The organism is Nonomuraea sp. NPDC049378 (assembly GCF_055586745.1).
Genome location: NZ_JBVJHP010000038.1, coordinates 35,772 through 57,537, shown reverse-complemented (window position 1 = coordinate 57,537; position 21,766 = coordinate 35,772). Strand labels below are relative to the sequence as shown.

General features: G+C 71.4%; 20 protein-coding genes. 10 read left to right on the top strand and 10 right to left on the bottom strand.

What is annotated here, in order from left to right; genetic code table 11:
- Positions 1 to 231 precede the first annotated feature (231 nt).
- The 6 genes from tkt to pgl all read left to right on the top strand — a co-directional run bounded on the left by tkt (position 232) and on the right by pgl (position 8,405).
- Positions 232 to 2,262 (top strand): transketolase, encoded by a 2,031-nt coding sequence (gene tkt / locus ACZ6SA_RS46955; RefSeq protein WP_465835837.1) that lies wholly within the window; start codon positions 232 to 234, stop codon positions 2,260 to 2,262.
- Between the two features lie 6 nt (positions 2,263 to 2,268).
- Positions 2,269 to 3,360, top strand: a complete 1,092-nt coding sequence (gene tal / locus ACZ6SA_RS46950; protein WP_465835814.1) for a transaldolase — start codon at positions 2,269 to 2,271, stop codon at positions 3,358 to 3,360.
- Complete coding sequence (locus ACZ6SA_RS46945) at positions 3,360 to 4,985, top strand: glucose-6-phosphate isomerase (protein WP_465835835.1); 1,626 nt, start codon at positions 3,360 to 3,362, stop codon at positions 4,983 to 4,985. The genes tal and ACZ6SA_RS46945 overlap by 1 nt, the downstream gene beginning before the upstream one ends.
- A gap of 73 nt (positions 4,986 to 5,058) precedes the next feature.
- A complete protein-coding gene (gene zwf, locus ACZ6SA_RS46940; RefSeq protein WP_347644794.1) occupies positions 5,059 to 6,588 on the top strand; it encodes a glucose-6-phosphate dehydrogenase in 1,530 nt (509 codons plus the stop codon).
- Between the two features lie 61 nt (positions 6,589 to 6,649).
- The gene (locus ACZ6SA_RS46935; RefSeq protein WP_347644736.1) at positions 6,650 to 7,564 is read left to right on the top strand and encodes a glucose-6-phosphate dehydrogenase assembly protein OpcA; all 915 of its coding nucleotides are present in this window, start codon (positions 6,650 to 6,652) and stop codon (positions 7,562 to 7,564) included.
- A gap of 67 nt (positions 7,565 to 7,631) precedes the next feature.
- Positions 7,632 to 8,405: a 6-phosphogluconolactonase gene (pgl, locus tag ACZ6SA_RS46930; protein WP_465835811.1), complete on the top strand. Its 774-nt coding sequence runs from the start codon at positions 7,632 to 7,634 to the stop codon at positions 8,403 to 8,405.
- A 104-nt stretch (positions 8,406 to 8,509) separates the two neighbouring features.
- Here the strand turns inward: pgl and add are convergent, their stop codons facing one another.
- Positions 8,510 to 9,529, bottom strand: coding sequence for an adenosine deaminase (gene add, locus ACZ6SA_RS46925; RefSeq protein ID WP_465835809.1), 1,020 nt, complete (start codon positions 9,527 to 9,529; stop codon positions 8,510 to 8,512).
- A gap of 94 nt (positions 9,530 to 9,623) precedes the next feature.
- Between add and ACZ6SA_RS46920 the strand changes: the two genes are divergently transcribed.
- Positions 9,624 to 10,370: a class I SAM-dependent methyltransferase gene (locus ACZ6SA_RS46920; protein ID WP_465835807.1), complete on the top strand. Its 747-nt coding sequence runs from the start codon at positions 9,624 to 9,626 to the stop codon at positions 10,368 to 10,370.
- 2 nt (positions 10,371 to 10,372) lie between these two features.
- Here the strand turns inward: ACZ6SA_RS46920 and ACZ6SA_RS46915 are convergent, their stop codons facing one another.
- Together ACZ6SA_RS46915 and ACZ6SA_RS46910 are read right to left on the bottom strand one after the other, a co-directional pair.
- Positions 10,373 to 11,251 carry an oxidoreductase gene (locus tag ACZ6SA_RS46915; RefSeq protein ID WP_465835805.1) on the bottom strand — a complete coding sequence of 293 codons (879 nt, stop codon included), beginning with the start codon at positions 11,249 to 11,251 and terminating at the stop codon, positions 10,373 to 10,375.
- Between the two features lie 140 nt (positions 11,252 to 11,391).
- Positions 11,392 to 12,156, bottom strand: a complete 765-nt coding sequence (locus ACZ6SA_RS46910; RefSeq protein WP_465835803.1) for a hypothetical protein — start codon at positions 12,154 to 12,156, stop codon at positions 11,392 to 11,394.
- 74 nt (positions 12,157 to 12,230) lie between these two features.
- Between ACZ6SA_RS46910 and ACZ6SA_RS46905 the strand changes: the two genes are divergently transcribed.
- The gene (locus tag ACZ6SA_RS46905; RefSeq protein WP_465835801.1) at positions 12,231 to 12,827 is read left to right on the top strand and encodes a Clp protease N-terminal domain-containing protein; all 597 of its coding nucleotides are present in this window, start codon (positions 12,231 to 12,233) and stop codon (positions 12,825 to 12,827) included.
- Here ACZ6SA_RS46905 and ACZ6SA_RS46900 read toward each other — a convergent pair.
- Positions 12,819 to 13,841: a GNAT family N-acetyltransferase gene (locus ACZ6SA_RS46900; protein ID WP_465835799.1), complete on the bottom strand. Its 1,023-nt coding sequence runs from the start codon at positions 13,839 to 13,841 to the stop codon at positions 12,819 to 12,821. The two genes, ACZ6SA_RS46905 and ACZ6SA_RS46900, sit on opposite strands and share 9 nt — an antisense overlap.
- Before the next feature lie 160 nt (positions 13,842 to 14,001).
- Here ACZ6SA_RS46900 and ACZ6SA_RS46895 point away from each other — a divergent pair, with 160 nt between their 5' ends.
- Complete coding sequence (locus tag ACZ6SA_RS46895; RefSeq protein WP_465835797.1) at positions 14,002 to 15,603, top strand: amidohydrolase; 1,602 nt, start codon at positions 14,002 to 14,004, stop codon at positions 15,601 to 15,603.
- Between the two features lie 65 nt (positions 15,604 to 15,668).
- On the opposite strand, the gene ACZ6SA_RS46890 is transcribed toward ACZ6SA_RS46895, so the two are convergent.
- The 5 genes from ACZ6SA_RS46890 to gap form a co-directional block, all read right to left on the bottom strand.
- Positions 15,669 to 16,013 (bottom strand): RNA polymerase-binding protein RbpA, encoded by a 345-nt coding sequence (locus tag ACZ6SA_RS46890; RefSeq protein WP_132632554.1) that lies wholly within the window; start codon positions 16,011 to 16,013, stop codon positions 15,669 to 15,671.
- A 74-nt stretch (positions 16,014 to 16,087) separates the two neighbouring features.
- Positions 16,088 to 16,318 (bottom strand): preprotein translocase subunit SecG, encoded by a 231-nt coding sequence (secG, locus tag ACZ6SA_RS46885; RefSeq protein ID WP_347644745.1) that lies wholly within the window; start codon positions 16,316 to 16,318, stop codon positions 16,088 to 16,090.
- Between the two features lie 99 nt (positions 16,319 to 16,417).
- Positions 16,418 to 17,200, bottom strand: coding sequence for a triose-phosphate isomerase (tpiA, locus tag ACZ6SA_RS46880; protein ID WP_347644746.1), 783 nt, complete (start codon positions 17,198 to 17,200; stop codon positions 16,418 to 16,420).
- Position 17,201: 1 nt separating this feature from the next.
- Positions 17,202 to 18,398: a phosphoglycerate kinase gene (locus ACZ6SA_RS46875; RefSeq protein ID WP_443153438.1), complete on the bottom strand. Its 1,197-nt coding sequence runs from the start codon at positions 18,396 to 18,398 to the stop codon at positions 17,202 to 17,204.
- A 123-nt stretch (positions 18,399 to 18,521) separates the two neighbouring features.
- Positions 18,522 to 19,526: a type I glyceraldehyde-3-phosphate dehydrogenase gene (gene gap / locus ACZ6SA_RS46870; RefSeq protein WP_347644747.1), complete on the bottom strand. Its 1,005-nt coding sequence runs from the start codon at positions 19,524 to 19,526 to the stop codon at positions 18,522 to 18,524.
- 186 nt (positions 19,527 to 19,712) lie between these two features.
- Between gap and ACZ6SA_RS46865 the strand changes: the two genes are divergently transcribed.
- A complete protein-coding gene (locus ACZ6SA_RS46865; protein ID WP_347644748.1) occupies positions 19,713 to 20,357 on the top strand; it encodes a hypothetical protein in 645 nt (214 codons plus the stop codon).
- A gap of 399 nt (positions 20,358 to 20,756) precedes the next feature.
- Here ACZ6SA_RS46865 and whiA read toward each other — a convergent pair whose 3' ends face one another.
- The gene (whiA, locus tag ACZ6SA_RS46860) at positions 20,757 to 21,737 is read right to left on the bottom strand and encodes a DNA-binding protein WhiA (RefSeq protein WP_026214667.1); all 981 of its coding nucleotides are present in this window, start codon (positions 21,735 to 21,737) and stop codon (positions 20,757 to 20,759) included.
- Between the last annotated feature and the right edge of the window lie 29 nt (positions 21,738 to 21,766).

The following is a 21,766-nucleotide window of genomic DNA, read 5'->3' as shown; positions in this document are numbered from 1 at the left end:
GTCGGCCGGTCCGGCCAATGGGGGGCTTGCGCCCCACGTGGGACGCCGGGGTGGAACGGGAATTGATCGTCACCTCCACTCGGTTAGGGTCCCTGTGGGCGGGATAGCCAAACCGGCGTGACCAATGACAACTAGATTCCGGAGATCGAGCACTTGAGCACCGAACTCGTGCCAGCCCTCGAATGGACCGACCTCGACAAGAAGGCGGTCGACGTCGTTCGAGCCCTGGCGATGGACGCAGTGGAGAAGGCGGGCTCGGGTCATCCCGGCACCGCCATGAGCCTCGCCCCCGCCGCCTACCTGCTTTTCCAGCGCGTGATGCGCCACGACCCGACCGATCCCGGATGGATCGGACGCGACCGCTTCGTGCTGTCATGCGGCCACACCAGCCTGACGCTCTACATCCAGCTCTTCCTTTCCGGCTACGGCCTGTCGCTCGACGACCTCAGGCGGCTGCGCCAGTGGGACAGCCTCACGCCCGGTCACCCCGAGCACGGCCACACGGCCGGCGTCGAGACCACGACGGGTCCGCTCGGCCAGGGTCTGGGCAACGCGGTCGGCATGGCGATGGCGGCCCGCCGCGAGCGCGGCCTGTTCGACCCCGGCGCCGAGCCGGGCGCCTCGCCGTTCGACCACCACATCTGGTGCCTCGTCAGCGACGGCGACATCGAGGAGGGCATCAGCCACGAGGCCAGCTCGCTCGCCGGCCACCAGAAGCTGGGCAACCTCATCGTCATCTGGGACGACAACCAGATCTCCATCGAGGACGACACGCTCATCGCCAAGTCGGAGGACGTCGTCGCCCGCTACGACGCCTACGGCTGGCACACCCAGAGCGTCGACTGGACCGAGAACGGCGACTACGCCGAGGACGTCCAGGCGCTCTACGACGCGCTGCAGGCGGCCAGGTCCGAGACCGGCCGGCCGTCGTTCATCCGGCTGCGCACCATCATCGGCTGGCCCGCGCCCAACAAGCGGAACACCGGCAAGATCCACGGCTCGGCCCTGGGCGAGGCGGAGGTCGCCGCCACCAAGGAAGTCCTCGGCATGGACCCCTCCAAGAGCTTCGACGTGCCGGACGAGGTGCTCAAGCACGCCCGCGCCGTCGCCCAGCGAGGCCGCGCCGAGCACGCCGAGTGGGAGAAGGGCTACGCGAAGTGGCGCGCGGCCGACACCGAGCGGGCCGAGGAGCTCGACCGCATCTCCCGGCGGCAACTGCCCAACGGCTGGGCAGGGGCGCTGCCGTCGTTCGAGGCGGGCGCCTCGATGGCCACCCGCAAGGCCTCCGGCGAGGTGCTCAACGCGCTGGCGCCGGTGCTGCCCGAGCTCTGGGGCGGCTCGGCCGACCTGGCCGATTCGAACAACACCACCATGAAGGGCGAGCCGTCCTTCGTCCCCGAGGAATACCAGACCAAGGAATTCCCCGGAAACCGCTACGGCCGCACGCTGCACTTCGGCATCCGCGAGCACGCCATGGGCGCCATTCTCAACGGCATCGCCCTGCACGGCGGCACCCGCCCCTACGGCGGCACGTTCCTGGTCTTCTCCGACTACATGCGACCGGCGGTGCGCCTGGCCGCGCTGATGAAGCTGCCGGTCACCTACGTGTGGACGCACGACTCCATCGGCCTGGGCGAGGACGGCCCCACGCACCAGCCGATCGAGCACCTGTGGGCGCTGCGCGCGATCCCCGGCCTCGACGTCGTCCGCCCGGCCGACGCCAACGAGACCGCGTACGCGTGGAAGGCGGTGCTCCAGCACACCGACCGGCCCGCGGCCCTGGCCCTGACCAGGCAGAACCTGCCCGTCTTCGAGGGCACCAGCGCCGAGGGCGTGGCCAGGGGCGGCTACGTCCTGCGCGAGGCCTCCGACGGCCAGCCGCAGGTCCTGCTCATCGCCACGGGCAGCGAGGTGGAGATCGCGGTGAACGCCCGCGACCTGCTGGAGGCGCAGGGCATCCCGACGCGCGTGGTGTCGATGCCGTGTGTCGAATGGTTCAACGGGCAGGACATCGCATACAGGCAGACGGTCCTGCCCGCGTCGATCCGGGCCCGGGTCGCGGTCGAGGCGGGCGTCGCTCTCGGCTGGCACCAGTTCGTCGGCGAGTGCGGCGAGGTCGTCGGCCTCGAACACTTCGGCGCGTCGGCCCCGTACAGGACCGTGTACGAGCAGTTCGGGCTGACGGCGGAGCGCGTGGCCGCGGCGGCGCATGCGAGCCTGGCCAAGCTCGGTCAGGAAAAGGGCGAGACGACGGGAAACTGAACGAAGATGAGTGAGATCCTGAACAAGCTGTCCGGCCAGGGCGTCGCCATCTGGCTCGACGACATCAGCCGCGAGCGCCTGCGCACCGGCAACCTCGATCAGCTGATCCGCGAGAAGAACGTCGTCGGGGTGACCTCCAACCCGACGATCTTCGCCAACGCGCTCAGCAAGGGCGACGCCTACAACGCCCAGCTGCACGACCTCGCCGTACGCGGCGTCGACGTGGGCGAGGCCGTACGCGCCATCACCACCTACGACATCCGCTGGGCCGCGGACGTGCTGCGCCCCGTCTACGACGCCACCGGCGGCGTGGACGGCCGGGTGTCGCTGGAGGTCGACCCGCGCCTGGCCCGCGAGAGCGAGAAGACCGTGGCCGAGGCGCGGGCGCTGTGGTGGCTGGTCGACCGGCCCAACCTGTTCATCAAGATCCCGGCGACGGTCGAGGGGCTGCCGGCGATCACGCAGGCGCTGGCGGAGGGCATCAGCGTCAACGTCACGCTGATCTTCTCCCTCGAGCGTTACCGCGCGGTCATGGACGCCTGGCTGGCCGGTCTCGAGGCGGCGCAGGCCAAGGGCCTCGACCTCGGCAAGATCGATTCGGTGGCGTCGTTCTTCGTCAGCCGGGTCGACACCGAGATCGACAAGCGGCTCGACAAGCTCGGCAAGCCCGAGCTGAAGGGCAAGGCGGGCGTGGCCAACGCGCGCCTGGCGTACGCGGCGTTCGAGGACGTGATGAACTCCGAGCGCTGGCAGCGGCTGCGCGCCGCGGGCGCCCGCCCGCAGCGGCCGCTGTGGGCCTCGACCGGCGTGAAGAACCCCGAATACTCCGACACCCTCTACGTCGACCAGCTCGTCGTCCCCGGCACCGTCAACACGATGCCGGAGAAGACGCTCGACGCCACGGCCGACCACGCCAACGTCTCGGGCGACACCGTGCGTCCCTTCTACGAGCAGGCCTGGAACACCATGGCCGCGCTCAAGGAGGCCGGCGTCGACTACGACGACGTGGTGAAGGTCCTGGAGGACGAGGGCGTCGACAAGTTCGAGGCGTCCTGGAACGAGCTGCTCGAGAGCGTCACCAAGAACCTGGTCCCGTGATGGAGGTCTCCTGCCGCGATGAGGAGGTGGCGTCCGCCGCCGCCTCCCTCGCGGGGCGCCTCGTCGCCGGCGGCGTGCCCGCGCGGCTCGCCGCCGGCGACCCCACGCTGTGGGGTGAGGACGCCGATGCGGGCGCGCAGGCCGGTCGGGGCCGCCCTGCGCGCCCGCGAACGCCGTCCCGCGCCTCGCGCGAGCTGCTGCCCGAGCTGGGCAGGCTCGCCGAGCGAGCACGCGCGCAGGGACTGACGAACGTGGTGCTGGCGGGGGCGGGCGGCTCGCCCGCCGCCGCCGAGGTGATCTGCGACACCGACGACGTGCCGCTCACCGTTCTCGACACGACCGACCCCGGGCAGGTGCGCCGCGCGCTCGCCGAGCCGCCGGACGCCACGATCGTGGTCGTCGCCGACGCGGGCGGCTCGGCCCTGGAGACCGACTGCCTGCTGCGGATCTACCAACGTCACTTCACCGACGCGGGCATCGCGCCGGCCGGGCGCATCGTGGTGGTCACCGGCCCTGGCTCGCCGCTGGAGCGGCGCGCGCGTGAGAGCGGCCACCAGGTGGTGCCGGCCGCCCCGGTCGCGGGCGGCCGGGCTCCGGCGCTGTCGGCGTACACGCTGGTGGCCTGCGCGCTGGCGGGCGCCCGCGTGGAGCGGCTGCTCGACGACGCCGAGCAGGCGCTGCCGCTGCTGTCCCTCGACTCCGGCAACCCCGGGCTCGACCTGGGGGCGGCGCTCGGCGGCGCGGCGCTGGGCGGGCGCGACAAGCTGCTGCTCGAAGACCAGCTCTCGGCCATCGCCGGGCTGCCCGGCTGGATCGAGGAGCTCGTCGCGGGGTCCACCGGCAAGCGGGGCAGGGGCATCCTCCCCGTCGTCGGCGCCGACCCCCGTCGCAGTGGCGACGAACTCGTCGTCGCCATCGAGTCCGACGTCGGCGACGTGCGCGTCGACGGGCCCCTCGGCGCGCAGTTCCCGGTGTGGGAATATGCCGCCGCCGTCGCCGGTCTGGCGCTGGACGTCGACCCGTTCGACCGGCCCGACGAGGCCGGCGCGCGCGACGGCACCCTCGCGCTGCTGGCCCTGCCCGACCTGCCGACCGGCGCTCCCGCGTTCACCGACGGCCCCGTCGAGGTGTACGGCGGGGTCACGGCCAAGGACCTGCCCGGGCTGTTCGCCGAGCTGCTGCACACCGTTCCGGCCGGCGGATATCTGTCGATCATGGCCTACCTCGACCGGCTGGCCGCGTTCGACGCTCCGGTGCCCGACGGCGCCGACTTCGAGCAGATGACCGATGCCTGGATGATGGCCGACGCGGCGACGCTGCGGGCGCTGCTCGCGCTGCGTACCGACCGGCCGGTGACCTTCGGCTGGGGCCCGCGCTGTCTGCACGCGACCGGCCAGTATCACAAGGGCGGCCCTCCGAACGGCGTGTTCCTGATGATCACAGGTGCGGTGGCCGAGGACGTCCCGGTCCCCGGGCGGCCGTACACCCTGGGCCGGCTCCAGCTGGCGCAGGCTCTCGGTGACCTCGGCGCCGTGGAGACCCGCGGGCGTCCCGCCGTACGCCTGCATCTGACCGACCGCGCGGCGGGAGTCGCGCACCTGCTCGCAGCCGCACAGGAGGCTTGAGATGACAGACCCGGCAGCACCCGCGGAGGAGGCCGCCACGGTGGCCACCTCGGCCGCGGGCACCTCCACCACCATGGAAGTCCTGGCGGCCAACCCGCTGCGCGACCCGCGTGACAAGCGGCTGCCCCGGGTGGCCGGACCGTGCGTGATGGTGTTGTTCGGCGTGACAGGCGACCTGGCCAAGCGCAAGCTGCTGCCGGCGATCTACGACCTGGGGAACCGGGGGCTGCTGCCGCCCGGCTTCTCGCTGGTCGGGTTCGCCAGGCGCGACTGGAAGGACCAGGATTTCGCCCAGCTGACGCACGACGCCGTCAAGGCACACGCCAGGACGCCCTTCCGCGAGGAGGTATGGAAGCAACTGCGTGAGGGCATCCACTTCGTGCCCGGCGAGTTCAACGACGACGGGGCGTTCGACGCGCTGGCCATGGCCTTGAACGAGATCGACGAGACACGGGGCACCGGCGGAAACTACGCGTTCTACCTCTCGGTGCCGCCGAAGTTCTTCCCCGTGGTGGTCGAGCAGCTCAAGCGGACGGGGCTGGCCGACGCGCCCGAGGATTCGTGGCGGCGGGTGGTCATCGAGAAGCCGTTCGGTCACGACCTGCGCTCGGCGCACGAGCTGAACGAGATCACCACCTCCGCCTTCCCGGAGAGCTCGATCTTCAGGATCGACCACTACCTGGGCAAGGAGACCGTCCAGAACATCATGGCGCTGCGGTTCGCCAACAACCTCTATGAGCCGATCTGGAACCGCAGCTTCGTCGACCACGTGCAGATCACGATGGCCGAGGACATCGGCATCGGGGGGCGGGCCGGCTACTACGACGGCATCGGCGCCGCCCGCGACGTGATCCAGAACCACCTGCTCCAGCTGCTCGCGCTGGTAGCGATGGAGGACCCGACCTCGTTCGACGCCTCCGCGCTGCGCCGGGAGAAGGAGAAGGTGCTCAAGGCCGTGCGGCTGCCGGCCAACCTCGGGCTCAACACCGCGCGCGGGCAGTACAAAGCGGGCTGGCAGGGCGGCGAGAAGGTCGTCGGCTACCTCCAGGAGGACGGCATCTCGTCGGCGTCCACCACGGAGACGTACGCCGCCATCAAGCTGGAGATCGCCAACCGGCGGTGGGCGGGCGTGCCGTTCTACCTGCGCACCGGCAAGCGCCTGGGCCGCCGGGTGACGGAGGTCGCGGTGGTGTTCCAGCGGGCGCCGCACCTGCCCTTCAGCGCCGACGACACCGAGATACTCGGCCACAACGCGCTGGTCATCAGGGTCCAGCCGGACGAGGGCATCACCGTCAGGTTCGGCAGCAAGGTGCCGGGCACGGCCATGGAGGTGCGCGACGTCTCCATGGACTTCGCCTACGGCGAGTCGTTCCTCGAGTCGTCCCCCGAGGCGTACGAGCGGCTGCTGCTCGACGTGATGATCGGCGATCCGCCGCTCTTCCCGCACCAGCGGGAGGTCGAGCTGTCCTGGAAGATCCTCGACCCGATCGAGGAGTTCTGGGCCACGCAGGGCCAGCCGGAGGGCTACGAGTCGGGTTCGTGGGGGCCGGAGTCGGCCGATGCGATGATGGCCCGCGACGGCCGCGTCTGGAGGAGGCTCTAGTGAGCGGACGCGTTGACACATCCGGTACGGCTGTCGCCGCGAGACCGACGGAGGAGCGCCCGTGACGACCTTCATGTTGTCCGACACCACGGCGGGCAAGATCTCGGCGCAGTTCATGCACCTGCGCCACCAGATGGGCGCGCCCGCCATCGGCATGGTGCTGACGCTCGTGGTCGTCTGCGAGGAGCGCCACCAGTACGACGCCCTGCGCGCCGCCACCGAGGCGGCCCGCGAACACCCCTCCCGCATCATCGTCGTGATCAAGCGTGAGGAGGACGAGCCGATCAGGCTCGACGCCGAGCTGCGCATCGGCGAGTCCACGCCCGGCGAGGTCGTGGTGCTGCGCCTGTACGGCGAGCTCACCGAGCACGCCGACTCCGTGGTCAGCCCGCTGCTGCTGCCCGACACCCCGGTCGTGGTGTGGTGGCCGGGCGCGGCGCCCGAGGTGCCGTCGAAGGACTCCATCGGGGCTCTGGCGCAGCGGCGCATCACCGACGCCAAGGGCCTGGACGAGGGCGGCATCCAGTCGCTGGTGACCAGGGCCAAGGGGTACGCCCGCGGCGACACCGACCTGTCGTGGGCCAGGGTGACGCCGTGGCGCAGCCTGCTGGCCGCCGCGTTCGACCAGCCGGTGGGCCGGGTGCACGAGGGGGTCGTGGAGAGCGCGAAGGGTCACCCGAGCGCGCCGCTGCTGGCCTCCTGGCTGTCGGAGCGCCTCGGCGCGCCGATCGAGGTGGCCGACTCGGGCGGCCCCGGCCTGACGTCCGTGCGGCTGCGACTGGACGACGGCGAGCTGTCCATCTGCCGGAGCGACGCCCGCCTGGCCACGCTGTCGCGCCCGGGGCAGCCCGACAGGAACGTGGCGCTGGCCCGGCGCCACACCTCCGAGCTGCTGGCCGAGGAGCTGCGCAGGCTCGACAGCGACGAGGTCTACGAGGCCGCGGTCAAGCACTTCGCCCGCACGTACAAGGGATGACCCTGCCTCCCCGGGCGGCTCCGGCCGTCCGGGGTTTCCTGCTGATCCTGGTGAGAGAGTAGTGCTCGTGAGCGTGCCCAATGTTGTCGTACACCGCAACGCCGACGTCCTGGCCAAGGCCGTGGCGGCGCGGATCATCACCCGGCTGGTCGACGTGCAGTCGGCCAAGGGGGCGGCGTCCATCGTGCTGACCGGCGGCACGGTCGGCATCGCCACGCTGGCCGCCATCGCCGCGACGCCCGCGCGCGACGCGGTCGACTGGCGGCGCCTGGACGTCTGGTGGGGCGACGAGCGGTTCGTGCCCGCGGGCGACAGGGAACGCAACGAGACCGGCGCCCGCGAGGCGCTGCTCGACCACGTCGACGTCGACCCGGAGCGGGTGCACGTCATGCGCGGCCCCGACACGGGCATGACCGCCGAGGAATCCGCCGAGTCCTACGCCGCCGAACTGCGCAGGGCCGCCAGGCCGGAGGATCACGGGCCGGTGCCGAGCTTCGACGTGATGCTGCTCGGCATGGGCCCCGACTCCCATGTGGCCTCCCTGTTCCCCGGCATGCCCGCGCTCTACGACACGCGCCCGGTGGTGGCCGTGCACGGCTCGCCGAAACCGCCGCCCACGCGCATCTCCCTGACGCTGCCCGCCATCCAGGCCGCGCGCGAGGTGTGGGTGGTGGCCGCCGGGGAGGAGAAGTCGGGGGCGGTACGCCTGGCCCTGTCCGACTCGGGGCACGTGCAGGTGCCGGCGGCGGGCGCCAGGGGCCGGGGGCGCACCCTGTTCCTCCTGGACCGGGCGGCGGCCGGCAAGATCCCGCCGGGGCTCGGCCGTATGGCCTCGCCGTAGCCCAGCCGTTCCGCCGGCGACCGCGCCGTGAGCCGCGGGCCCTGCCACCGGCCTCCTCCCGTGAGCCGGCGGCGCTCGCCGTGGGCCGGGCGGTCGCCGTCCGGTCAGCCGGCCGCGACGAGCGCGTCGATCTCCGCCACCAGGGCCTGCTTGCGCTCCTCGGCCAGGTAGGAGGCCCGGACGCCGTTGCGGGCGAGGTGGGCCAGTTCGGGAGCGCCGAGTCCGAAGACGTCGGCGGCGAGCCGGTACTCCTCGGCCAGGGTGGTGGCGAACATGGGCGGGTCGTCGCTGTTGAGCGTGACGTACAGGCCTTCCTCCAGCATCCGTGGCAGCGGGTGGTCCTCTATGCGGGCGACCTGGCCGGTGCGGAGGTTGGAGGTGGGGCAGACGTCCAAGGGGATCTGCGTGTCGCGCAGGTGGGCGACCAGGCGGTCGTCGGCCAGGCAGGTGATGCCGTGGCCGATGCGCTCGGCGCCGTAGCCCTCGATGACCTCCCAGATCGTCTCCGGCCCGCTCATCTCGCCGCCGTGCGGGACGCTGTGCAGTCCGGCCGCGCGCGCCGCCGAGAAGGCCGAACGGTAGGCGTCACGATATTTCGGGCGCTCCTGCTCGATCCCGCCGATGCCGAAACCTACCAGCGCGGCGGGAGGTTCTTGCAGGGCGTGCTCGACGGTGACCCTGGCGGCCTCCTCCCCGTACTCGCCGGGGATGTCGAAGATGTAGGCCACCTCCACGCCGTACTCGGCCGGCGACCGGCGGGCGGCCAGGTCCAGGGCCTCGGTCACCTCGCGCCTGGGCATGCCGACGACGTGGTGGGCGTAGGGCGTGACCTGCAGCTCGACGTAGCGGGCTCCCTGGGTTGCGAGGTCGCGGGCCAGGCCGAGCACGAGCGTGGCCACGTCCTCCGGCTCGCGTACGAGCGAGTTGACGGCGCCGTACACCTGGGCGAAGTGGGGGAAGTCGCGGAATGCGTAGAAGCGGCGCAGGTCCTCCTCCGTCGCGGGGACCTCGCTGCCGGGGTGGCGGCGCGAGAGCTCCAGCACGGTCGCGACGGAGGCCGAGCCGATCAGGTGCACGTGGAGTTCGACCTTGGGCAGGGCGTCGATGAAGGCGTCGATGGTCATGACGACGACAGTACGAGCGGCTTCACAGGGGAAAACAGGCTTTGGCACGAAATTTCACACCAGAATGTTAGTTTTCTGCGTTAGGGTGAGATCCGTGAGCAACGCCGAAGCGTACGAGCGCGGCTTCGCCCGCCTCAGCGCGCACACCGTCGCGCCCCTGCTCGCTCAGGCCCGCGAGACCAGGGCGCCGCGGCTGCTGGACGTCGGCTGCGGCACCGGCGTGGTGACGGCGGCGGCGCTCGCGCTGGGCATCGAGGTCACCGCCGTCGACCCCGATCCCGGCATGCTGGAGCTGGTCGCCCGCCGCCACCCGCACGCGACGGTACGGGCGGCCGCGCTGCCCGACCTGCCGTTCGCGGACGAAGCATTCGACGCCATAGCGGGAAATTTCGTCATCAATCATGTGCCCGACACCGCGGCGGCGCTCGGCGAGCTGCACCGCGTGCTGCGTCCGGGCGGCACGATCGCCCTGTCCTGGTGGGAGTCCGACGAGATGACCGCCACGAGCGTCCTCGCCGACGCCATCGCCGCCGCCGGCGTCCCGTACGACCCACCGCCACGCCCCTTCACGGCCCACGACACGCCGCCGCGCTTCACCGCGCTGCTGCGGGCGGCGGGCTTCAGGAACGCGGCCGTCGACACCCTGCGGTGGCGGCACCGCGTCGACCCCGGCTCCTGGTGGGACGACATCGTCCAGGCGGGCGGCCCACGCTTCGCGGTGATCTCCCGGCAACCGCGGGAGACCGTCGAGCGCGTCAAGGCCCACTACGCCCGGCTCGCGGCCCCGTACGCGCTGGAGGGGTTTCCCGTCTGCGCCCACCTGGCCCGAGCCGCCCGCTGACGTCAGCCGGGGGCGAGCTCCTCGAAACGCACGCCCGTCAGCTCCGTGGAAGCCTCCCAGAGCCGCCGGGCGAGCTCCTCCGACCTGGCCGTCGCGGAGGGCGTGAGCCGCCTGAGCGTGGGGCCGATGTACTCGCCGCCGCGGACGTCCGGCGAGGTCGCGGCGTAGAGCGAGGACACGGCGCCGCGCTCGGGCCGCTTCATCAGCAGGCTCACGACAGGCTTGACCAGCCCGGTGCCGAAGATACCCGTGGCGGTCATGCCCGGATGGGTGGCGACGCTGATCAGACCCGCGCCGGCCCGCTCGGCGCGGCGCTGGAGCTCGAGGGCGAAGAGCATGTTGGCCAGCTTGGAGCGGGCATAGGCCGCCATCCTGCCGTAATCGTGCCGCATGCCCAGGTCGTCCAGGTCGATCCTGCCCGCGACGTGCGCGTCGCTGGCGACGGTCACCACGCGGGCGGCGGGGGCGGCGAGCAGGAGCGGCAGCAACAACCCGGTGAGCGCGAAGTGGCCCAGGTGGTTGGTGCCGAGCTGCAGCTCGAACCCGTCCCTGGTCTCCCGCCTGGGGACCATGCCGACGCCCGCGTTGTTCACCAGCAGGTCGAGCCGCTCGACCCCGGCGGCGAACTCCCTGACGAACTCCCTGACGGAGGCCAGGTCGGCCAGGTCGAGCCGCCCGTACCCGACGTGCGCGCCGGGCGCGGCCCGCCGGATCTCCGCGACGGCCGCGGCCCCCCTGTCCGGGTCGCGCGCCGCCACGACCACGTGGGCGCCGTGCCTGGCCAGCTCAAGGGCGGTGGGCTTGCCGATGCCGGTGTTGGCGCCGGTCACGATGGCCGTCGTGCCCGCGAGGGCGGGCATCGAGGCGGGAGTCCAGCTCATCGCCACTCCTGGGTGGTGCGCAGCGTTTTCTCCACGCTACAAGCCGCCCAGGAACGTCCGCCCCGCAGGCCGGCGCTCCACTCGGGGCCCTCCTCGCCGCTCAGCGCCTCAGCCGCCGGCCCGCGGAGCCTTCCGGCAGGTCAACGCTCCAGCCGCTGGCGCGCGTGCCGTTCCTCGCGCTGGGCGACCTCGAGCCGCTGCCGGCTGTCGGCCAGCCTTCCGCGTGCCTTGGCCAGCTCGCGCTCCAGCGACGCGACCTTCTCCGCGCGCTCGTCGTGCTCCTTCGCGGCCGCATCGAGCGCCTCGCGCCACTCGCGGTGCGCGGCCTCGGCCTCCTGGCGTTCCCTGGCCTTCCTCGCCTCGGCCTCCTCGCGCTCCCTCGCCCGGGCGGCCTGCTCGTCGGGCGACGGCTTCCTGCGGCCCGCCGGCCGCTCGCGCGGGACCGGAGCGGGAGCGAAACCGCTGTAGCTGAGCGGCTTCGCCAGGGTGCCGCGCCGCACCTGCGCGGCCGCGCCGGCGTCGACCATGGCGGCGTCCAGGGTCTGGTCCACCTCGGCGGACGCCGCCGCCGACAGGTCCCCGGCCTGCCTGACGAGCCTGCCCACCGTACGCGTCACCTCGCCGCGGCGGCGAGTGAGCTCGGCCAGCGCGGCGGCGTCCTGCTCCTCCCAGGCCGCCCGCAGCCGCTCCCCCACCTCCAGCAGCTCGCCCAGCTCGCCGGGGTGCTCGCGGGCGACCCTGTTCACCGCGGAGGCCGACACGGTCGGCTTGCGCAGCTTGGCGATCTCGCGCGACAGGCGCACGTCACCCGCGTCCTTGGCCGCGCGGGCCTCGTCCGCGCGGGCGGCGGTGAACTCGGACGGCGGCAGGGCGTAGAGCCGGCCGGCCACCTCGTCAAGATCCACACAGGACAAATACCCCACATCCGCGGGTTTGTAGCGCATAGTGGAAACAGCCCCGAGTCGAACGGAGACATCCGGTGTTCGAGCGCTTCACCGACCGTGCGCGCAGGGTCATCGTCCTCGCTCAGGAGGAGGCGCGGAGGCTGGACCACGACCGCATCGGCACCGAGCACATCCTGCTCGGCCTCATCCACGAGGGCGAGGGGCTGGCCGCCCTGGTGCTCGACGGCTGCGGCGTGGAGCTGGACCCCGTACGCGCCTTCGTCGAGCGCGTGCGGGGCCGCGGCGCGAAGTCGCCGGGCGGGCACATCCCGTTCACGCCGCGCGCCAAGAAGGTGCTGGAGTTGTCGCTGCGCGAGGCGCTGCAGCTGCGCCACAACTACATCGGCACCGAGCACATCCTGCTCGGGCTGATCAGGGAAGGCGAAGGGCTGGCCGCCCAGGCGCTCGTGGACGCCGGCGCGGACCTGGCCGACGTACGCCAGCGCCTGCTGGACCGGGTGGGCCGCGGCTCCAGGGAACGCCCCGGCGAGATGTTCCACTCCGGCGGCGCCGCCCTCAACGAACGGCTCGCGCAGATCCAGGAGAGCCTGGAGCGCATCGAACGCCACCTGGGCATCCAGGGCGTCCAGCCGCCGGCCACGAGGCCGCAGGAGGAAGAGGGCCTAGGCTGAGGCCATCGCGCCCACGGGCAGCCGGGCGGCCACGACGCCCGGGTCCTCGGTGTAGGCGAGCGTGGCGCCCAAAGAGATCAGGAGCCTGCGCATCCTGGCGTTGTCGGCCAGCATGGTGGCCCTGACCTCGGCGTATCCGAGGTCGCGGGCCGCGTGCACCAGCATCCTGGCCATCACCGCGCCCAGACCGCGCCCCTGCCAGCGGTCTTCGACCAGGACGGCCATCTCGGCGCTCCCGGGATCGGCGGTGAACATGAGGTTCGCCAGCCCCACGACCTGCCCGTCGTGCCCGGCGACCAGCGAATGCCCCCGATTCCTGTCGCACATCCGGTCGAACACGCGCTCGGGCAGCACCGGCAGTGCGGTGAAGTAGCGGAACCTGCGTGACTCCGGCGAGCACCGGTCATGCAGGTCGCGTACGGCCTCGCGGTAGATCGAGGTGAGCGGGCGGACCGTGACCTCCACCCCGTCGGCGACTTTGATCCCGCGCTCGGCGCCCTCCCGCTCGGCCGCCGGCTGGGCGAGCCGGGCGAACGCGGCCGCCCTCGCCGCCTCGGTCGAGGTGAAGGGCAACTCGCCGCGGCGCAACCTGACCGCGCGCCGGGCGGCCACGGGCACGACGAGCAGAGTGGGGTCGGGAAGATCAGGCACGGGTTCACCATAGATCCACCGGGCGTCGTCCGCGCGCAGCAGGTCGGCCAGCAGCTCGGGCAGCCGCCACGGCATCGAGCGTAGCCGGGAGGCCAGCAGCAGGGCCCTGGTGGGCTCGTCGGTGAGCTCGTGGGCCGTGGCGGGGACCACCTGGACCCGGCGGCCACCGGCCGCCTCCAGAGCCTGGCGCACGGTCTCGGGGTGGGCGGGGATGTCGGCGACGAACTCGTCGACGGTGCCGTCGGTGTCGGGCTGGACGCTCAGCCCGAGGATGTTGCCGCCCCTGTCGGCCAGGGCCGCCGCCAGTGACGCCAGCCGTCCGGGTCGCTCGTCCACCGTGGTCCGGATGCGCAAGAATCCCATGCGACGAGCATGCCTGGTGGCTGTTACACCACCGCTAACGAAGTGTTTCATCGGGATATGTGTCGGTTTATCACGTTATCTAGCGGCACCTGCGCTCATCGGGGTACGCCGCGCGGCGGCACGACGGGCGCCGGACGACCTGCCGAGAGAGGAATACCCCATGAACGTCCTCTTCCGAGGGGGCCGCGTCTTCACGCCCCACGGCGTTGTGGCGGAGGCGGTGCTCGTACGCGACGGCGTGATCGCCGCGGTGGGCCCCGAGCGCGACCTGGCACGTCCGCCCCACGAGACCGTGGACCTGGACGGCGGGCTGCTGACGCCGGGGTTCATCGACGCGCACATGCACCCGGTGCAGGCGGGCCTCGAACGCGCGAAGTGCGATCTGTCCGAAGTATTCGGACTTGATGCGTATGTCGAAATGATCGCCGCTTATGCTGCGACAAATCCGGATAAAGCGTGGATTGATGGCGGCGGCTGGGATATGTCGGCATTTCCGAACGGGCTCCCCCACCGCGACCAGCTCGACTTCCTCGACCGGCCCGCGTACCTCATCCAGCGCGACCACCACGCCGCCTGGGTCAACGGCCGGGCACTCGAACTGGCCGGCATCACCGCCGCCACCCCCGACCCGCCCGACGGCCGGATCGAGCGCGACGCCGGGGGCGTGCCCACCGGGGTCCTGCACGAGGGCGCGATGGAGCTCGTCGGCCTGCTCACCCCGCGCCCGTCCGCCCAGGATCTGCTCGACGCGCTGGCACGGGCACAGGAACACCTGTTCTCGCTGGGCATCACCGGCTGGCAGGACGCCATCGTGGGCTCCTACGCGGGCTCCGACGACCAGCTGCCCACCTATGTGGCGGCGGCCGGCTCCGGCCTGCTGCGGGCCCGCGTGGTGGGTGCCCTGTGGTGGGACAGGACGCGCGGCCTGGACCAGATCCCCGGCCTGATCGAGCGGCGGGCCGCAGCCGGCGGACTCGACCGGTTCCGCGCCACCTCAGTCAAGATCATGCAGGACGGGATCACAGAGAACTTCACCGCGGCCACGCTGGAGCCGTACTGCCTGTGCGGCGGCACGGGCCTGTCCTACGTGGACCCGGTCGAACTCAAGCGCTACGTGGCCGAGCTGGACAGGCACGGCTTCCAGGTGCACGTCCACGCCATCGGGGAGCGGGCGGTACGCGAGGCCCTCGACGGCTTCGAGGGCACCGACCCCGCCAACCGCCACCACATCGCCCACCTGCAGATCATCGAGCCCTCCGACGTGCCGCGCTTCGCCGCCCTGGGCGTCACGGCCAACCTGCAGCCGCTCTGGGCCACCCACCACGCGCAGATGGACGAGCTGACACTGCCGTTCCTGGGCGAACCGCGCGCGTCGTGGCAGTATCCCTTCGCCGACCTGGTCGCGCACGGCGCCCGGTGCTGCGCGGGCAGCGACTGGCCTGTGTCGGACGCCGACCCGCTCCAGGGCATGCACGTCGCGGTGAACCGTACGGAGCCGGGCGGCTCGGTGCACGCCGGCTACCCCACCGCGCAGACCCCGTTCCTGCCCGGCCAGCGCCTCGACCTGGCGACGGCCATGACCGCCTACACGGCGGGCTCGGCCTGGATCAACCGCTCCCCGGCGGGCGTCGTCGAACCGGGGCGCCCCGCCGACCTGGTGGTCCTGGACCGGGACCCGTTCGAACTGCCGCCCGGCGACCTCTGGACGACGCGGGTGCGCATGACGTTCGTGGACGGCGAGCCGGTCCACGAACGGGGCTGACGAGCCCGGGGCCGGGAACGGCGGAAGGGCCCCCGCACGACGCCGGGGCCCTTCCGCTGACACACCTACCAGGGGGACTTGTTGCTGCGCAGGCGCTCCAGTGCCTCCTCGAGGATCGCCTTGCCGTCCTTGTCGCTCCTGCGCTCCTTCACGTAGGCCAGGTGCGTCTTGTACGGCTCGTTCTTGGGCGGGGCAGGCGGCGCCTCCTCGTCCTGTCCGGCTGGGAGGCCGCACCGCGGGCAGTCCCACAGCTCGGGGACCGCCGCGTCACTGGCGAAACTGGGGCGCGTCTCGTGCATGTTGGCGCACCAGAACGAGACCCGCACTCTCGGAGCTGCCTCGCCGCGCTCGGCCTCCCCCATAGGGCCGGCGCCGACTCGGCTGCCACGGATCGCGTTGCCACTACCCACGGATGAACTCCTCGCTCGATCGCCCCGCGCGCAGACACGGGGGGAGAATCACTGTCACGCGTTGACTTGCTTGCTCAGGGCCGCAGAAGCAGGCCGAGAGCGATGATGCAGACCAACCAGATGATGCCGGTGATGACGGTCAGCCGGTCGAGGTTGCGCTCCACCACCGAGGAACCACCGAAGTTCGACGAGAACCCGCCGCCGAACATGTCGGACAAGCCGCCGCCCTTACCCTTGTGCATCAGGACGAGCAGGATCATGAGAAGGCTCGCCAGGATGAGGGCGATAGAGATTCCGAGTTCCACGGTATGCCTGTTCCTTCAATGCTCTGTTACGCGTGACGATTCAGACTTGCCTCTTGAGGGTACGGCCTGATGTCAAGTCGCACCCCCAGAACGGCTCAGTTAGCCGGGCATATCGGAGAAACGGCAGAGCTTCGTGTACTCCCCGGCGTCGATGCTCGCGCCACCAACGAGCGCGCCATCGACATCGGGCTGAGCCATGATCCCTGCGATATTGCCTGACTTGACCGAGCCACCGTAAAGGATACGGACCGCGGAGGCCACTTCGGAGTCGTAGAGCTCAGCGAGTCTCACTCGCAAAGCTCCGCAGACCTCCTGAGCGTCCTCCGGGGTGGCCACCTCGCCGGTGCCGATCGCCCACACCGGTTCGTAGGCCACCACTATCGATTTTGCCTGCTCGGCCGTGATTTTGCGCAGCGCACCGTCGAGTTGGCCAAGACTGTGCGCGATGTGGCCGCCCTCTTGACGCACCTCCAGCCCTTCGCCCACGCACAGGATGGGCGTGAGCGAGTGCCGGTAGGCGGCCTGCACCTTGGCGTTGACGAGGTCGTCGTCCTCGTCGTGGTACTGCCGCCGCTCGGAGTGTCCGATCGTGACGTACGTGCAGCCCAGCTTGGCCAGCATGGCGCCCGACACCTCGCCGGTGTAGGCCCCGGCGTCATGCTCGGAGAGATCTTGGGCGCCGTAGACGATGCGCAGTTTGTCGCCGTCGACCAGGGTCTGGACGCTGCGCAGGTCGGTGAACGGCGGCAGGACGGCGACCTCGACCTTGTCGAAGTCCTTGTCGCTGAGCCCGAAGGCCAGCTTCTGGACCAGCGCGATGGCCTCGAGGTGGTTGAGGTTCATCTTCCAGTTGCCGGCGATGAGCGGCTTGCGAGTGGTCACGTCACGCCTCCAGAGCCGCGAGTCCGGGAAGGGTCTTGCCCTCAAGATATTCGAGACTGGCACCGCCACCTGTGGAGATGTGCGAGAACCCGTCCTCCGGCAGCCCCAGCCTGCGCACGGCCGCCGCCGAGTCACCGCCGCCCACCACGGTGAAGGCGCCCTCGCCGGTCCGGGCGATCAGGGCCTCGGCCACGGCCCTCGTGCCACCCGCGAACGCGTCGAACTCGAACACGCCCATCGGGCCGTTCCAGAACACGGTCTTGGCGTCGGCCAGCTTGCTCGCGAACAGTTCGCGCGTTCTGGGCCCGATGTCGAGACCCTCCCGATCGGCCGGAATCGCTGTGGCGTCGACCACTTCGTGCTCTGCGTCGGCGGCGAAGGTGACGGCGGCCAGGACGTCGACCGGCAGGACGAGCTCGACGCCCCGCTCGGCGGCCTCGTCGAGGAAGCCGCGGACCTGGTCGAGCTGGTCTTCCTGGAGCAGCGACCTGCCCACCTCGTGGCCCTGGGCCTTGAGGAAGGTGTAGGCCATGCCGCCGCCGACGAGCAGCCGGTCGACCTTGGTCAGCAGGTTGGCGATGACATCCAGCTTGTCGGAGACCTTGGCGCCGCCCAGCACGACCGCGTAGGGCCGCTCGGGCTCCTGCGTCAGCTTCTTGAGCACCTCGACCTCGGCCACGACCAGCCCGCCCGCCGCGTGCGGCAGCAGCTGGGGGACGTCGTAGACGCTGGCGTGCCTGCGGTGCACCGCGCCGAAGCCGTCCCCGACGTAGAGCTCGGCCAGCCCGGCCAGCCGCTCAGCGAAGGCGCGCCGTGTGGCGTCGTCCTTCGACTCCTCGCCGGGCTCGAAGCGCAGGTTCTCCAGCAGGACGACCTGACCGTCCTGGAGCGACTCGACACAACCGCGGGCGCTGTCGCCGACCACGTCGGAGGCGAAGGCCACGTCCTGGCCGAGCAGCTCGCCGAGCCGCCCGGCCACCGGCCGCAGCGAGTATTTCGGCGTGACCTGGCCCTTGGGCCGGCCCAGGTGGGCGCAGACCACGACCTTGGCGCCCGCGCCGGCCAGCGCGCTGATCGTCGGCACGGACGCCCGGATGCGGCCGTCGTCGGTGATCTTCTCCCCGTCGAGGGGGACGTTGAGGTCGGCGCGCACGAGCACGCGCCGGCCCTTCACGTCGAGATCGTCGAGCGTGCGCATGCTCATGGCCTCACTCCGCGAGGCGGGCCCGGTCGCCATATGCCGCCGCCTTCCCCAATCTGGCCCCCACTCTGGTCGCTTCACTCCCGCCGCTCCTCCAGGCGACGGCACTCCCTCGCAGGATCACAGGCCGCGGCCGACCAGCTCGATCAGGTCGGCGAGGCGGTTGGAGTAGCCCCACTCGTTGTCGTACCAGCCGACGACCTTGACCTGGTTGCCGATGACCTTGGTGAGGCCGGCGTCGAAGATGCATGAGGCCGGGTCGGTGACGATGTCGGAGGAGACGATCGCGTCCTCGGTGTAGCTGATGATGCCCTTGAGCGGGCCCTCGGCGGCGGCCTTGACGGCGGCGTTGACCTCGTCGACGCTGACCTCGCGGCTGACGTCGACGGTGAGGTCGGTGGCCGAGCCGGTGGGGATCGGCACGCGCATGGCGAAACCGTCGAGCTTGCCCTTGAGCTCGGGCAGGACCAGGCCGATGGCCTTGGCGGCGCCGGTCGAGGTCGGCACCACGTTGAGCGCGGCGGCGCGGGCGCGGCGCAGGTCCTTGTGCGGGCCGTCCTGCAGGTTCTGGTCCTGCGTGTAGGCGTGGATGGTGGTCATCAGACCCTTCTCGATGGTGAAGGTGTCGTGCAGGACCTTGGCCATCGGCGCCAGGCAGTTGGTGGTGCAGGAGGCGTTGGAGACGATGGTGTGCTTGGCCGGGTCGTAGGCGCCGTCGTTGACGCCCAGGACGATCGTGACGTCCTCGTTCTTCGCGGGCGCGGAGATGATGACCTTCTTCGCGCCGTTGTCGGCGTGCACCTTGGCCTTGGTGGCGTCGGTGAACAGGCCCGTGGACTCGAGCACGACGTCGACGCCGAGGTCACCCCAGGGCAGCTTGGCCGGGTCACGCTCCTCGAAGACCTTGATCGTCTTGCCGTCGACGGTGATCTCGTCGCTGGTGGCCTTCACCTCGTAGGGCAGCCGGCCGAGGATGCTGTCGTACTTCAGCAGGTGAGCGAGCGTCGCGTTGTCGGTCAGGTCATTGACCGCGACGATCTCGATGTCCTTGCCGCTGGCGGCGACAGCGCGCCAGAAGTTGCGACCGATGCGGCCGAAGCCGTTGACGCCTACTCGGATGCTCACGGGAACCGATCTCCTCGAACAAATGATGGCGGGCTGGTACCTCAACCACGAACCTTATCGGACTCAAATTGGTTTAGACCACTTCAGGTGCCCCGCTGTGAATCGTCGTTCTGTGGGCGCGTTTTGCGAGGTTCGAGTAAAGTGCCCGACTCGTCGGAGTAAATTCGTGATTCTCGGGGGGCTGAGATGTCACACAAGCGGTCCGGCCTGCTGTCCGGACTGATCGTCGGCCTGCTGGCAGGGCTGTTCTGCGCGGCAGGGCTGGGGGCGGCCGTGCTCTTGCAGGAGAGCCTGCCCGGCGACATCACGACGTTCGGCAACGGGCTTCCTCTCCCCTTGGCCCTGTCTCTCGTCATCGCTCTGGCGGTCTCCTTCGCCATGGGCTCGGTGCGCCCGCGCACCTTCGTCCTGGTGCCCATCGCCACGCTGTACGCGGGCGGCGCCGTGGCCACGGGACAGATCGCGGGGCTGGCCATCATGATCGGCTCCGCCCAGCGCGCACCCGGCAGGCAGACCCCCGCCGGTCTGTCCGACATCACCCTGCCCTCCTTCGCCGAAGGCCTGCCCGAGGCGCTGGCCCTCTACCGTGACCCGCTGGCGGAGACCTGGCCCGCCTGGCTCTACATCGCCGTCGCCGCTCTGGCCGCCCTCGTCCTGGTCACCCTCCGGGTCACCCGCGTACGCCGCTCGCAGCGGGCCCAGGAAGCCCAGGCGGAGGAGATCGAGGAGCCTCGCGAGCCGGAGTACCGGGCGCCGTTCGAGCCCGCCCAGGCCCCGGCGCCGAAGCCCACCACCGACCTGTTCACCCCCCGCAAACCGGCCCGCGACTGACCGACCACAGTGCGGCCAGGAAGCCCAGCACAGCTCAACCCGTGACCAGGCGGCCCCTTGACCACTCAGCACAACTCCACCCATGACCAGGCGGGCAGACCGAACCCCCCGCTGTTGCACGAGCCGACCTGTGACCGCCCGGCGCAGAGCCCATGAAGCCCCACCGGGCCAGTGCCCGCACCGCACGCGCCGATCCCGTCAGGCACATCTGCCGGGCGCACCCGGCCACCCTCCGAACCACGGAACCCGGCCGGCAGCGCGCTCGTCACGGCGAGCACCCCGTGAGCCTTCACGACCGGCCAGGACGGACGGCAACGCACGTCGGCGCGTGCGGTGCACTGTGCTGTGCCGTAAGAGATGGCAGAGAGGTCGGTGCGGGGGGAAGCACCGCAACGACGGTCAGGGGGCGAGCATGTCGACGGTGAGATTGGCCTCGGTGTTGGGGATGCCCAGGTCGGAGGCGCGCTTGTCGGCCATGGCGAGCAGTCGCCGGATGCGGCCGGCGATCGCGTCCTTCGTCAGCGGCGGGTCGGCGATCTGCCCCAGCTCCTCCAGGGACGCCTGCTTGTGCTCGACCCGCAGCCGTCCGGCCACGACCAGGTGTTCGGGCGCCTCGTCGCCGAGGATCTCGAGCGCCCGCTGCACCCGCGCTCCGGCCGCAACCGCGGCCCGTGCCGAGCGCCGCAGGTTGGCGTCGTCGAAGTTGGCCAACCGGTTGGCGGTGGCCCGAACCTCGCGGCGCATGCGCCGCTCCTCCCAGGCGAGCACGCTGTCGTGCGCCCCGAGCCGGGTGAGCAGGGCGCTGATCGCGTCGCCGTCGCGCACCACGACGCGGTCGACGCCGCGCACCTCGCGCGCCTTTGCGTGGATCTTCAGCCGCCGTGCCGAGCCCACTAGCGCGAGGGCGGCCTCCGGGCCGGGGCAGGTGACCTCGAGCGACATCGAGCGGCCCGGCTCGGTCAGCGAGCCGTGGGCGAGGAAGGCCCCGCGCCAGGCGGCCTCGGCGTCGCAGGCCGCTCCCGCCACCACCTGGCGGGGCAGGCCGCGAACCGGCCGGCCGTGGTTGTCGATGAGGCCCGTCTGGCGGGCGAGCGCCTCGCCGTCGCGGTAGACGCGGACCACGTAGCGCGAGCCCTTGCGCAGCCCGGCGGGCGCGAGCACGAGGACCTCCGCCTTGTGCCCGAACACCTCGCCGATGTCCTTGATCAGCCGCCGCGCCGTGGCGTTGGTGTCGAGCTCGGCCTCGATCACGATCCGCCCGCCCACCAGGTGCAGGCCGCTGGCGAACCGCAGCAGCGTCGAAACCTCCGCCTTGCGGCAGCACGGCTTCAGCACCGGCAGGCGGCTCAGCTCGTCTTTCACCACACCTGTCATCGCCATAAGCGTTAGTCCTCCCCCATTCAGACCGG

Excerpts from the sequence above, each read along its gene's own strand:
- tkt (WP_465835837.1), top strand. The coding sequence starts at position 232 with ATGGACGCAGTGGAGAAGGCGGGCTCGGGTCATCCCGGCACCGCCATG.
- tal (WP_465835814.1), top strand. The coding sequence starts at position 2,269 with ATGAGTGAGATCCTGAACAAGCTGTCCGGCCAGGGCGTCGCCATCTGG.
- ACZ6SA_RS46945 (WP_465835835.1), top strand. The coding sequence starts at position 3,360 with ATGGAGGTCTCCTGCCGCGATGAGGAGGTGGCGTCCGCCGCCGCCTCC.
- zwf (WP_347644794.1), top strand. The coding sequence starts at position 5,059 with ATGGAAGTCCTGGCGGCCAACCCGCTGCGCGACCCGCGTGACAAGCGG.
- add (WP_465835809.1), bottom strand. The coding sequence starts at position 9,529 with ATGACCATCGACGCCTTCATCGACGCCCTGCCCAAGGTCGAACTCCAC.
- ACZ6SA_RS46915 (WP_465835805.1), bottom strand. The coding sequence starts at position 11,251 with ATGAGCTGGACTCCCGCCTCGATGCCCGCCCTCGCGGGCACGACGGCC.
- ACZ6SA_RS46900 (WP_465835799.1), bottom strand. The coding sequence starts at position 13,841 with ATGGGATTCTTGCGCATCCGGACCACGGTGGACGAGCGACCCGGACGG.
- ACZ6SA_RS46895 (WP_465835797.1), top strand. The coding sequence starts at position 14,002 with ATGAACGTCCTCTTCCGAGGGGGCCGCGTCTTCACGCCCCACGGCGTT.
- ACZ6SA_RS46875 (WP_443153438.1), bottom strand. The coding sequence starts at position 18,398 with ATGCGCACGCTCGACGATCTCGACGTGAAGGGCCGGCGCGTGCTCGTG.
- ACZ6SA_RS46865 (WP_347644748.1), top strand. The coding sequence starts at position 19,713 with ATGTCACACAAGCGGTCCGGCCTGCTGTCCGGACTGATCGTCGGCCTG.
- whiA (WP_026214667.1), bottom strand. The coding sequence starts at position 21,737 with ATGGCGATGACAGGTGTGGTGAAAGACGAGCTGAGCCGCCTGCCGGTG.